This is a genomic window from Cupriavidus sp. SW-Y-13 (assembly GCF_009793345.1).
Taxonomy (GTDB): Bacteria; Pseudomonadota; Gammaproteobacteria; order Burkholderiales; family Burkholderiaceae; genus Cupriavidus.
Window position 1 is genome coordinate 2,047,418 of sequence record NZ_WHLX01000002.1, and the last position, 12,520, is coordinate 2,059,937.

Below are 12,520 nucleotides of genomic sequence, written 5' to 3' on the forward strand. Positions count from 1 at the left end.
CGCGCCCCTCAGACTGGCTCCGCTTCACTGTCCGCAATCTGGAATTTGCGCATCTTTTCCCAGAGCACCTTGCGGCTGATGCCCAGGCAGGCCGCCGTGTCCTGACGCCGCCAGCCATTGGCATCGAGCGCCGCGATGATGCGACGCCGTTCCTCGGCATCGCCACGCGGATCGGCGCGCTCGGTGCCATCGAATGCGCCAGGACGCAGGGCGCGAAACAACGGGCGGATGCGTTCCTCGTCCCACTCGCCACAGTGCTGCACCGTGATGCCCACGCGTTCAGCCAGGTTGCGCAGCTCGCGCACATTGCCGATAAAGAACGCGGTGCCCACGGCGCCCTTGAGCCAGTCCGGCATTGGCGGCAGCGCATCGTATTTGGCGGCGCCGATCATATGGCGCAGGAACGACTGCAGCAGCCCCACCTTGTCTGCCGGGCCGCGTTCTTCCAGCGTCGGAATGCGCAACTCGATCACGGCCAGCCGGAAGTACAGGTCGGCGCGGAAGCGTCCCTGACTCACGGCTTCGCGAAGATCCTTGTTGGTAGCAGCTACCAACCGGAAGTCGAGCTTCACGGCCATCGTGGAGCCGAGCCGCGTCAGCGCGTTTTCTTCCAGCACGCGCAGCAGCTTGACCTGCTGGAACATCGGCAGGTCGCCGATTTCGTCGAGGAACAGCGTGCCACCCGTGGCCTGCTCGAAGTAGCCGCGATGCGCGAACATTGCGCCCGTGAACGCACCCTTGGCATGCCCGAAGAACTGCGACTCGAACAGCCCGTCCGGAATCGCCCCGCAGTTCACCGCCACGAACGGGCCCTTGCCATAGGTGCCGTTGCGCTCATGGAACAGCCGCGCGATGCGCTCCTTGCCCGCGCCGGTCTCGCCATAGAGCATGACGTTGCTGTCGAAGCGCGCGAACGTATCCACCTGCTCTAGCAGTTGCAGCATCGCGGGCGAACCCGCCACAAGATCCGCCACGTCGGGACGCGACTCCGCCGCCGCCAGCAGTTGCGGCATCAGCTTGGCGATCTGCGTGCGCAAATCCGCGCCCGTAAAGTCGTGCGGCAGGATGTGCGCGTACTCGGCCGGGAAGCGACCGGGATCGGTCTCGCGGTCCGGCGCGCCCACCCAGATCACAGGCATGCCGTGCGCGGCCTCCCCGTCCAGCGTGAACTTGGCGGACCCGATGACCGACGCGCTGATCACCGCGATGCACGGCTTTGCACGCGCCTCGCCGGGCGGCAGCGCATCGAGCGCCCCGGCGCGAATCACTTCGGCGCCCAGCGGCGTCAGGAAGCGCGCCACGCGATCGGCAATCTCGTACTGGCCCTCCCAGACATAGACCTCGAGGGTCTCGTAAGCCCAGCGCTCTGCTTTCATGATGGTTCAGTTCAATTCGGTTCAATACACCAGTTCGGCGTTGTTGCAATCGATGCTGTTGACTTGCAGGTCGGCGTTGGCGAGGTTGATGCCGAGGGTGTTGGCAAGAAAATCCACCACGAGGCTTAGCAACCCGATGACTGGAGACAGCAACGCGTCCAACAGATCGCCAAGTTTCAGGTTGGCCACCGGGATATCCAGCGTCGGATTGAGATTCTTTAGTAGCGAGTCCACCGCCCCGGCGAGCGCCGTATTCGACGACAACTGGGCGCTGCCGCCCGGCGCAAGGGTGATTTGGCTGGACGACTGCCAAGCCGGATTGGGCGTGGTCGGGTGCGCTGTCACACCGGTGACCTGCGCGCCCAGCAAGTAGACCTTGGCGATGCCCACAGACTTGTTGGAGCATTGACGGCCATCTTCGCTCATGCAGGCGTCCAGCAGCTTTGTCGAGACATTGACCGTGGCCCGCCGCTGCGAAGGCTGCGCGGCGCACTGTAGCGCCGTGAGATCGGCCTGTGCCGTGGCCGCCCTGGCCAATACCGGCAGATTCACCTCCGCCTTCAACAAGAGCAGGTCTACAGTAGCGTTCACATTGAGATTGAGACCCAATTGCGCAGCACTCGCCGTAGTCCGCCACGTGCCATCGGGCAACTGGCGTGCGGGACCTACGGCAACTTGCGGCGGCTGAATAACGGTCATGGCCGCCGTCGCCGACGTCTTCGCTATGCCGATATTGAGGTTGAGATTCGGCACGTTCAACGCCACCGCATCGGTCCCCCGCGCCACATACGCCGCAGCCGTCAGCAGCGACGCCACATTCAGCCCCACTTCCGCCGCCGACGATGCCGCAGGCGTCAGCACGCCTAAATCGAGCAACTGCTGCAACGTCAGCTTCGTACCGATGCCATTGAGTCCAAGCTGCGTCACGGGGCTGCCCAGCGCGGCACCAAGCAGCGCCTGCTTGCTCGCGGCGTTCAGCACCAGCGCATAAAAGTCCTGGATCGACAACGTGGTGTTCAGTAGTTGATCGACCGTCCCGGCACCGAGCCTGAGGCGCAACTGCTCCAGCGTGACATTGGCGTTCGCCAGCCCATTCCAGTCTGCTATCGAAAGGTTGACCGTGTTGCCCAGTAGCAGCCCCAGCACGCTGCTGGCCGTGCTCAGGTTCAATAGCCCGCTACCAAGCGACAGCGACGCTACCGGCGGACTTCCCGCTGCGATCGCCTCGGCCCGCAGTTGCCGCGACTGTCCGCCCGGCAGCACGAACATCATCGGCACGGTATGCGTGGCCTGCACGCGTACCGCATTGGGAGAGACCAGGGCGGCGTCGTACGCGCCCGTGAAGTGCCGCACGCTGTCACCATTGTCCGGATTGGCGGGGTCCCACAGGCCCAGGCAGGTGCGCATGCCATCCGCTGCACCAGTCGCTGCATCGGCGCAGTTGGCCGCAACGGCACTGCCGTATCCGTTCTGGCTTGCCGCCGCACTGACGGACGCCAGGACATTGGTCGAGGTAGTGGCCAGGTCGTCAGCCCGTTTCAGTTGCTGCGCGCCAGACAACGCCGCGAGATCCACCGTCTTCTGCAACTGCCGCTGGCTGTAGAACACATAGCCGACATCGATCGACACCAGCGCACCGATGGCGATGGTGGCAATCAGCACGGCCGCCATCACGCTGATGGCACCGCGTTGCTGAGCTTGGAGAACGGCGGGGCGGACCATGGCGCGTCTCTGGCTACCGCCCGTTGATGGACTGGGCTGCCGAGCCGCTGCGCAATGGGCTGCCCGTGGACTGGCTGGTGAAGTATTCCGGCAGCGCGTAGTTGAAGCTCTGCATGTAGCGCGCATAACCGAGCGCCGCCTGCTCGCCGGTCATCGGTAGCATCTTTCCCGCCTGCGTACCGCTGCGCTGGATGGCGAGCAGGTTGCGCGTGGTGTCGCCAACCGGCACATCGTTGGGCCGATACTGGCTGGCCGATGCGTCGGGCATCGTTTCCGTCTGTGGCGCTTGTGTGGTCTGTGCGCCTGCTGCCAGCGATGCGGCGGCCGTCGCCACGGTTACCGCAAGTTTCGCGAGAATCGATACATGCCTCATGGCCGGGCTCCTGCGTTGAGCGCCACGGCTTGCGTGGCATGTGAATTCACTACCGCGCTGGCGGTGCCGCGCGGCGCGGCTTTCTCGCGCTGTTGCGCGGCCTTTGCCACGCGATCCGCTTCCTTGCGCACGGCGGCGCGCGTCGGCTCCGGCATTGCCGCGCGCTGCATCATCGCGTTGGCTTCCGAGCGCTTGCCCGTGGCCAGCATCCACACCACCGCGTTGCTGATGGCGCGCGGATTGTTGGCATCGAGTTCCAGCGCCTGCATCACCGGCACGCGCGCCTCCTGCAGGGCGCCGCCGCGCATCAACGCGTATCCGAGATCGTTGGCAACCTGTGCATTGACGGGATCGAGCGCGGCGGCCTGCCGCAACTCCACGGCGGCGCGCATGAAATCGCCCTGCCGGCCCAGCACCAGACCCATGCCATGGCGTGCACGCGCAGCGCGATCCGTGTTCAGCAGGTCGCGATAAGCCTGCAGCGCCGCGTCATCCTGACCCGTCTCGCGTAACGCATCGGCGCGCAGGACCAGCAGCGCGGTGTTGCTGCCGAACTTCTTCTGAAACGCGTCGACGTGGGCCAGCGACGCGTAGTACATCCCCTCCTGCTGCATGCGGCCGATCAATCCCAGGTACACGCCCTGGTCGTTGTACTCGGCGCGTGCCTCCTTCTCCTGCAGGCGCGCCAGTTCGATCTGCGCCTCGGTCTGGCGTGCCAGTGCGTCGGCACTGCCGGGTGGCGTGGCACAGCCGCCCAGCACGAGCGTGGCCATCAATGCGGCCAGCGCAGCCAACATCCACGGCGCCGTGATCTGTTGCGTCATCAATGTCCTCCGTTCATGCGCGAAAGCATGCGTATCACGCCCAGGAAACCGGGGCCCGCTGTCAGGATCAGCAGCACCGGCAGCAGGCTGACCACCATCACGCCGGTCATCTTGACGGTGAGCCGGCCGATCTTGTCCTTCAGGCGCGCCTTGCGTGCCACTTGCAGTCGCTCGCCAAACTGCCTCAGCGGCTCCTGCACCGCGCCGCCATGGCGATCCACCTGCGTCAACAGCGTGATCAGGCTCTTGAGGTCCTCGTCATCGAACAGCTTGCCAATCCGCATCAACGTCTGCTCCCGCGAGCGGCCCGATGCAAACTGCTGGTTGGCGCGTTGCAATTCCGGACCCAGCACGCGCAGCATCGTGCCGAACTCCACCACGATGATCTGCAGGCTCTGGTCGATCGACAATCCCACGCCCTGCAGCAACCGCAGCATGTCGATCAGCACCGGCAGTTCTTCCGCCACCTGTGCCACGCGGTTGCGCACGCGGCGCCGCAGGATGAACTTGGGGAGCAGGAACAGCAATGCGAACGCAACGAACGCCGACACCAATGCCGGCATCAGTCCCTTGTCGATCCGCCACGCAAATACGCACACGGCCAGCACAGTGGGCACCAGCACGCGAATGCCCCCGAACACCGCACGCGGCTGCACGCCGTAGAAGCCGCTCTGCTCCAGCAGCAACTGCTCTTCCTGCGTGACCACCGCGCGCCCGAGCCGCGACTCCAGCCAGCGCTGGTTGAAGCGCTCGCCGAATTCGGCACCGATCTTCGTGCCGAGCGAGGCGGGAGCACCAGGCGTGGCGCCCTTTGCAATGGCCGCAGCCGCCGACGCGGCGCGGGCAGACATCTGCGGCGTCTGCGCTGCCGAGGTCGTGGCAGGCGATGAAGGCATCGTGACTGCCGGCGCTGCGCCGGCCGCAGCCTGCGCAACCTGCGCTACGTGCGCTGCCTGCCTTTGCAGTGCGGCATCGATCGTGCGCGTGGCCGTCCGCCGCTGCCGCCACTGCTGCATCAGCGGCCACGCCAGCAGCGCGAGCGCACCGGCTGCGACGAACAGGCTGGCAGACACCAGGAGCGAGAGTTCGATCTGCATCGCGCGCCCCTAGATCGACTTTGCCAGCCGGTACAGCAGCAGCACGCCGATGATCTCCAGCATGCCCGCGCCGATCAGCATCGAACGGCCCGACGGATCGCGCCACATCAGCATGATGTAGCCCGCATTCATCACGAACAACCCGCCCGCCACCACCAGCGGCAACAGCCCCAGCACCCATGCCGAGAGGCGCGTCTCTGCCGACAGCGCCAGCAGTTCACGCTGCGCTTCCTCCCGGTCGCGCATGAATGTGGCCGTGCGCTCCATGACCACGTCGGCCCGTCCGCCATAGCGTTGCGACAGCCGCAGCACGGACGACACGATGACCAGTTCGTCGAGCCGGTACGCGCGTCCTACGTGCAGCACCGCCTGATCGAGTTCCTTGCCCGCACGCTGCAGATGGATGGCCTGCACCAGACACTGGCGCAAAGGCGGCTCGGTATTGGCTACGGAGTTCTGGAACGCTGCCGGCACACTGCTGCCGATGGTCATCAACCGCACCACGCCATCGAGAAAGCCGGGCAACTGGCGCAGCATCTTGTCCTTGATGCGGCGAATGCGCATCGACAGCACGAACACGAGCAGCGCCCCGCCGGTCAGCAACATCGACACCGCGCCGATCAGGCCACCCGCCAGCGCACCGATCAGCACCAGTATCAGCGGCGGCGCGCCCCAGCGCAGGTAGGTGCCACGTGCCGGTGTCAGGTCGGCGCGGCGCAGCAGTTCCGTCCAGCGGCGGCGCAGGTCGCGCGTCGTGCCCGGCTGTGCCGGCTCCGACGCCACGGCGTAGCGCGCACGGACCTGCTCGGTCTGCGCCGTCAGGTGCGCACGCGCGTGTTCGGCGTGGCCGCGCGCGCGCGCCGTGGCCAGCATCAGCAGGCCCAGCCCCAGCAGCACCAGGGCACACGCGGCGATGAGGAGGCTGGCGCTAGAGATCAAAGCGGTCATCCAGCGCGAAGCCGGCCGGGCGCAAGCGCGCCAGCTTGGGCGAATGCGGCAGGATGCCGAGCGCCTGCCAGCGATCGGTCTCGGTGCCGTCCGGGTTCTGCACGGGCTCGTGCCGATACAGCTCCTGCGTGGAGATGATGTTGTCCCCCAGCCCTGTGACCTCGGTGATCGACACGATGCGACGCCGGCCACTCGACAGCCGCCCGATCTGCACGATGAAATCCACCGCGTTGGCGATCTGGCGGCGCAGGCTCACCTCGCTGCCCTGGAAGCCTGCAAAGCCCGCCAGCATCTCCAGCCGGTACAGGCATTCGCGCGGACTGCTCGCGTGGATGGTGCCCATCGAGCCATCGTGCCCCGTGCTCATCGCCTGCAGCATCTCCAGCACCTCGCCGCCGCGCACTTCGCCCACGATGATGCGGTCCGGCCGCATCCGCAGGCTGTTGCGCAGCAGGTCGCGAATCGTCACCGTGCCCGTGCCTTCGAAGCCGCCGGGCCGGCTCTCCAGCCGCACCACGTGCGGATGGTTCAGTGCCAACTCGGCCGTGTCCTCGATCGTGATCACGCGCTCGGTGACGGGGATGAACGTGGCCAGCGCGTTGAGCAGCGAGGTCTTGCCCGAACTTGTGCCGCCGCTCACCAGGATGTTGCAGCGCGCCCGCACGGCGGCTTCGAGCAGTTCGGTGATCTCCGGGCTCATCGTGCCAAGCCCCTGCAGGTCTGCGGGCGTGAGCGGGTCCTTGCGGAACTTGCGAATCGAGACCACGGGGCCGGCCAATGCCAGCGGCGGAATGATCACGTTGATGCGGCCCCCGTCGGGCAGACGCGCATCGACCATCGGGTTCGACTCGTCCAGCCGGCGGCCAATCGGCGCCAGGATGCGACGCACGATGCGCAGCAAGTGGCCGTTGTCCGCGAAGCGCACCGGTATGCGCTCCAGCACGCCATGGCGCGACACGTACACGTCGTGATGGCCGTTGACGAGGATGTCTTCCACGGCGGGATCGTGCAGCAGATCCTCGATGGGACCGAAGCCCGCCAGCTCCTTGGTCAGGGCCTCGGAGATCTGCTTCAGTTCCGCCTCGTTGATCGGGATGCGGCGCAAGCGCGTGAAGCTCTCCAGTTCCAGATCGACAAAGCGCTGGATGGCCGCGCGCGACCATCGCCCGAACTCCGCGCCCAGTTCCTCGATGCGGGTGAGCAGGTGCTCGTGCGCGGCCTCCTTGATCTTGTGGAACTCCTGCGAAACAGGAAACGGAGCGGCGGTGTTGTCCGAGAATTCAATCGCGTCGGTCATGTCAGTTCCCGGCCCGGGCAGTGCGCGCCACACGCAGCGCATCGGGCAGTTTGTCCTTGATCCGTGCCAGGATGCCGCGCTCGGACAGTTGTCCGGCGTGGTATCCCAGCCGCTCCATCAACGCGCCCAGGGCGCGCACGTAGGGATCGGCGGGTGCCTCGTCGGCCAGCACCACGCCACGATTGGCGGCCTGCAGCAGCGCCGCGCGCCGGTCGGGCAGCGTCCCAACGCTCGACACACCGATGCGCTCGGCGATCTGCTGCGCCTCCACGCCCAACTCGGGATCGAAACGCGAGACCAGCAGATGCATGTCCTGCCGCTCCACCTCGCGCTTGTGCAACTCCTGCACGACTTCGGCTGCGGACACGATCGCGCCCACGCTCTGCTCGGCCACCAGCACCACGGCATCGGCCGCCTTGACGATCTGTGCCATGAACTCCGCATTGGTGAAGCCGCCGAGGTCGATCACCTGAAGATCGAAGAACGCGCGCAGGCGGTCGAACAGCGTGAGGGCTTCGGAGTACGAGATGTCGCGCAGTTCGGCCAGCGTGGCCGGCAGCGGCAGCACGGACACGCCGTTGGCGTGGCGCGCGAGCGCCGTCTGCACGAACACATGATCGAAGCGGCGCACATTGCGCACGGCCTCCACGAAATGGAATTCCGGCGCGATGTTGAGGTACAGCGCGCCATCGCGTGCGGGCAGTCCAAGATCGAGCAGCAGCACTTCTGCGTCCTGCCGCTGCCGCACCGCCGCGGCAAGGTTGACCGCGAGACTCGTCACGCCCACACCGGGCCGTGCGCCGAGCAGCGCCACTACCTTGCCGTGCCGATCCTTGTGCGTCACGGCACGCACCTGGGCGCGCGGCACCACCAGCCGCTTCACGGCGGCCGTGGCCTGTGCGGGTGCGCCGCGCAGGTCGATGAAATCGCGCACGCCGGCGCGCATCGCCGTGAGCATGGTCTCGGATTCGGCCGCATGGCCCACCGCCACCATCGGCAGTTGCGGAAACAGCCGCACTACCTGTTCGGCCAGCCGCGCCGACGCGCTCGCGTGTGCCGCCGTGAAATCGAGGAAGACCAGCCCCGGGCGCAGCGCGCCGATCTGGTCGATGAACGCCTCCTGTGCGCCATCCTCGGCGACGAGCCTGCCAGCACCCTGGAGCGCGTGGCCCAGCCAGTGGCGCACTTCCTCGTGCGTGGTGTTCAGCAGAAAGTCATCCATCCGCCTGTCTCGCTCCATCAGCCATGCAGTTGACGGTTACCGGGAGAATCCCGGCAGTGTCCGGTCCACGTACTCGCCCATCACGAAGCGGCCCCAGACGTTGGGGCTCGACGTCGTGCGGCCGTCGTTGGCCACATTGGCCGCCGCCTGCGAATCGCGGGCCAGCGGCTTCACCAGATGCGGCGTCACCACGATCATCAGTTCGCGGTCCTCCTGGTGGAAATTCAGGTTCTTGAAGAACGCACCCAGCACGGGCAGGTCTCCCAGGAACGGCACCTTGCTCACGTTGCTCACCGTGTTGCGGCTGACCAGCCCGCCGATCACAAAGCTCTCTCCATCGCCCAGTTCGATCATCGTGTCAGCGCGCCGCGTGACGATGGCCGGCACCGATGCGCCATTGATCGAGATGCCGCGCGACGGATCGAGATCGCTTGCCTCGGGCGCCACCTTCAACGCGATGCGATCGCTGGACAACACCGTGGGCGACACCGTCAAACCGATACCAAACGGCTTGAACTGGATCGTCGTCGTGCCCAGCGCCTGCGGCACGGGAATCGGGATTTCGCCACCGGCGAGGAAACTCGCACTCTGGCCCGAAAGCGCAACAAGACTCGGCTCCGCCAGCACGCGCACCAGACCGTTGGACTCCAGCAGGCTCAGGTTCGCGAAAATGCCTTTCGATGCCGACGCCGCGACGAGGTTGAACGCGCTGCTGATGGGCGACACGGTCTCGATCACCGGATTCGGCATCGTGATGTTGTCCGCCTTGGTCAGCGACGACGGGCTGAACGAGCCGAACGCGAAACCGTTCTTGCTGCGCAGGAAGTTCAGTCCCACCTCCTTCAGCACGGTGCGGCTGATCTCCACGACTTTCACATCGACCTGCACCGTGCCCGATACCGGCACGATGGACCGATCCACAACCACGCCGCCCTTGCCATCGGCGCCGGCCACCGCCGCACGCGCTGCCATCTGCGCACGCGCGGCAGCCGCGGAGTTTGGCGACTCGCCGCTGATCGTGGCACCGGCAGCGGACGTCTCGATCTTTGAGCCGCCCGCATCCTGCGCCACGGCATCCACCTGTACCGTGTAGCTCACGGGCGGTCCGTTGCGGGTCCAGAGCATCAGGTCCGTGGTGCCCGGCTTCTTCGCCACCACAAGCACCGTCGGCACGCCACCCTTGTTCTTCAGCAGCAGCGCATCGGCCACCGCCGGATTGCCCACCGCCACACGCTCCAGCGCCTGGCCGGGCCGGATCTCCTGCTGCGCGCCGGCCATCAGGCGCAGCGTGCGGATGGAGGTCGTGGATGCCACCGGCGGCGCATCCGTGGCCAGTTGCGCATCGGCCGGACGCATGGTGAGGGCCGAGGCCGCCGCCAGCGCCATCAGCGCGGCCCATGCCAGGGCATTCGTCTTCTTGCGCATGCGCGCCACAACACGGTCTTCGATCAGTTTGCTCATGCCGTGTGGTCCGTTATTCGATGTCTCGCTTGCCGGCGCGGATCACTTCCACGCCGCTGCGGTTGTCCGGGTTATCGCGTCGTGCCATCGGCGTCTGCACCGGCGCCGATACCTGCCGCACGCCTGCTGCGGCGGGACGCGATGCATCGCTGCCCACCAGCCCCGCCAGGCTCACGCCCGCCATGGCCCTGTCCACCGGCGCGCGCTCCGCAGGCGGCGGCACACCGGCACGGGCCTGCAACACGGGCGGCGGCTCGCTGTACATGCCTTCGCTCGGCACCGATTCATCTTTGGGATTGCGCAGCGCCAGGATCAAGCGGCCGGCCTGCTGCGCCATCGCGAGCTTGCCCACCTGATCCACCGGCACCGACAGCACCGCCGTCTTGGCCCCTTCACGCCGCGCCATCATCTGTTCGCCCTGCGCCTTGGCCGATTCGTTCACCGCACCCGCGCCGTAAGCCAGCACGCGCAGGTGCGAGAGCAGCAGCCGGGTCTGGCTGTCGGTGATTTCCTGGCTGTCGCGACGCAGGATCACGAACACATCCACGAAATCGCCCGGCTGCACCTGGTGGCCCACGCCCACCACTTCATCCACCGCCACGGCCAACGCGCGGTCGCCCTCGGGAATCTGCCGCGCCAGTCCTGCCAGCAACTGGCTTTCGAGCACGGGCACATGGGCGCCGAGATTGACCAGCGGCACCTGTCCCACCACGCGCGAGATGTCTCGATAGCCGCCTGCCGGGTCCATCGGCAACTGCATCACGGTCAGCGCATCGGCCGGCAGCGGCTTGCCCGCTTCTACCGCGCGCGTGGTGACCACCACCGCGTGCGAGGCCGCTTGCTCCGTGCTGACAGCGGGCAGCGGCTGATGCCGTGCAACGCGCCAGGCCATCAACGCCAGCAGTCCGGCCAGCACCAGCAGGACGACGGCGAGTATCCGTATCTGTTTACTGCTCATGTCGGTCTCCTGTACGAAGTGTTGGAAGGCAACGCGGTGCGCGTCGAACGAGGCGGCTCCATGAATTCACGTATCGGGAGAAAGCTGGACGATGGCCTGCCCGGTCAGCGAGGCAGGCACGGGAACGAATGGCATCACCGGCAGCAGCGAATTGGTCGGCAGGTTCAGCGTGACCTGCACACATTGCTGCCCGGCGGGCGCGGTGCAGGCCACGGCCTGGGCCACGGCACCCTTGGTCAGGTTGGACTCTACGGTGGCAGGCAGCGTGCCGCGCGCCGTCTGTTCCGCGGCAGAAACACGCAGGGCCACGGTATCGGCCAGCGTGCCGTTGTTCGTTGTGAGGGGATAACGCAAGGCAGCCCGCGCACCTTCCTCGGCGGCGAGCGTAAGCACCTGCTGCATGGCCAGGATCACGCCGTAATAGACGATGCCCAGGACCACTGCCAGCAGGAGCGGAAATACCAATGCGAACTCAAGCGCTACGGCACCGTCGTCGCGATGACGATGCGCGTTTCCCCGTGATGCCATGCTTCACCCAGACATGTTCGATGCGCCAACCCGATGGCGACCCGGCACCGTTCCGCCGGGGCCGGCATGGCCGGCCCCGGGGACGGTGTGCCCATTGGGCGTACTCGCACTACGCTTCGCGACTTGGAACCACTCTTACTGTCCTTGCCTGGCCGTCCGTGATTGCCTGCGGCCAGTGCCGAGCTACCACTTCTTCAGTTGCCTTGCTGCAAGACTCTTCCGTCCGGCAACCGCCCCCGCGTGCCGTTGCCAGCCGGTAGAGATCAGTGTGGACGCACGGCGCGAGCAGCCACCGCCGCGAGCGGAAGCCGCGGACGGTACTGCAACCCGTGTGTCAGCGAATGGTGTACCTGGGGACGCCTGCTACGGCTTCGCGGCGAACAAACCTGAAACCTTGGTCGCGAGTGTGTCGAAACCCGTGCCGAGATTCGTGCCGAGGCTCGTCGCACCGGTGACTACCCCGAGTGCGATGAGTCCGACGATGAGGCCATACTCGATAGCCGTGGCACCGCGCTGGGTGCGTTTGGTGAGCTTGTTGGTGTGGATGCGCGCCAGATGCTTCATGATGTTCACTCCCGAAAAGTGAGTTACCCCTGAGTGGATTCCAGCAGTGCTTTCTGACCCCAATCCGATTGCCATCTAATTGCTATTTGTGGCGCTTATGTTGTTTTTGCTGCTGGTGAACAATTTATAAGACATGGCTTGTTTCATCCA

Annotated in this window: 12 protein-coding genes; all 12 read right to left on the reverse strand. The window is 66.2% G+C overall.

Translation table 11 applies throughout. The features are described 5' to 3' along the window. Positions 1 to 8: 8 nt before the first annotated feature. Positions 9 to 1,376, reverse strand: coding sequence for a sigma 54-interacting transcriptional regulator (locus tag GA566_RS24670; protein WP_160474303.1), 1,368 nt, complete (start codon positions 1,374 to 1,376; stop codon positions 9 to 11). A 21-nt stretch (positions 1,377 to 1,397) separates the two neighbouring features. Continuing rightward, positions 1,398 to 3,098, reverse strand: coding sequence for a TadG family pilus assembly protein (locus tag GA566_RS24675; protein WP_237380627.1), 1,701 nt, complete (start codon positions 3,096 to 3,098; stop codon positions 1,398 to 1,400). A 13-nt stretch (positions 3,099 to 3,111) separates the two neighbouring features. Then, positions 3,112 to 3,471, reverse strand: a complete 360-nt coding sequence (locus GA566_RS24680; protein WP_237380629.1) for a DUF3613 domain-containing protein — start codon at positions 3,469 to 3,471, stop codon at positions 3,112 to 3,114. Beyond that, positions 3,468 to 4,295 carry a tetratricopeptide repeat protein gene (locus tag GA566_RS24685; RefSeq protein ID WP_237380631.1) on the reverse strand — a complete coding sequence of 276 codons (828 nt, stop codon included), beginning with the start codon at positions 4,293 to 4,295 and terminating at the stop codon, positions 3,468 to 3,470. Before GA566_RS24685 ends, GA566_RS24680 begins: the two co-directional genes overlap by 4 nt. Continuing rightward, complete coding sequence (locus GA566_RS24690) at positions 4,295 to 5,392, reverse strand: type II secretion system F family protein (RefSeq protein ID WP_202126862.1); 1,098 nt, start codon at positions 5,390 to 5,392, stop codon at positions 4,295 to 4,297. Before GA566_RS24690 ends, GA566_RS24685 begins: the two co-directional genes overlap by 1 nt. Positions 5,393 to 5,401: 9 nt before the next feature. Beyond that, positions 5,402 to 6,328 carry a type II secretion system F family protein gene (locus tag GA566_RS24695; protein ID WP_160474744.1) on the reverse strand — a complete coding sequence of 309 codons (927 nt, stop codon included), beginning with the start codon at positions 6,326 to 6,328 and terminating at the stop codon, positions 5,402 to 5,404. Continuing rightward, positions 6,321 to 7,637, reverse strand: coding sequence for a CpaF family protein (locus tag GA566_RS24700; RefSeq protein ID WP_137925486.1), 1,317 nt, complete (start codon positions 7,635 to 7,637; stop codon positions 6,321 to 6,323). The genes GA566_RS24695 and GA566_RS24700 overlap by 8 nt, the downstream gene beginning before the upstream one ends. A gap of 1 nt (position 7,638) precedes the next feature. Beyond that, complete coding sequence (locus tag GA566_RS24705) at positions 7,639 to 8,859, reverse strand: cellulose synthase operon protein YhjQ/BcsQ (RefSeq protein ID WP_137925485.1); 1,221 nt, start codon at positions 8,857 to 8,859, stop codon at positions 7,639 to 7,641. 36 nt (positions 8,860 to 8,895) lie between these two features. Then, on the reverse strand, positions 8,896 to 10,284 hold the full coding sequence (locus GA566_RS24710) for a type II and III secretion system protein family protein (protein WP_160474745.1): 1,389 nt from the start codon (positions 10,282 to 10,284) through the stop codon (positions 8,896 to 8,898). Between the two features lie 49 nt (positions 10,285 to 10,333). Then, on the reverse strand, positions 10,334 to 11,278 hold the full coding sequence (cpaB, locus tag GA566_RS24715; protein WP_160474304.1) for a Flp pilus assembly protein CpaB: 945 nt from the start codon (positions 11,276 to 11,278) through the stop codon (positions 10,334 to 10,336). A gap of 66 nt (positions 11,279 to 11,344) precedes the next feature. After that, a complete protein-coding gene (locus GA566_RS24720) occupies positions 11,345 to 11,806 on the reverse strand; it encodes a TadE/TadG family type IV pilus assembly protein (RefSeq protein WP_137925482.1) in 462 nt (153 codons plus the stop codon). A 363-nt stretch (positions 11,807 to 12,169) separates the two neighbouring features. Further along, on the reverse strand, positions 12,170 to 12,370 hold the full coding sequence (locus GA566_RS24725) for a Flp family type IVb pilin (protein WP_160474305.1): 201 nt from the start codon (positions 12,368 to 12,370) through the stop codon (positions 12,170 to 12,172). Between the last annotated feature and the right edge of the window lie 150 nt (positions 12,371 to 12,520).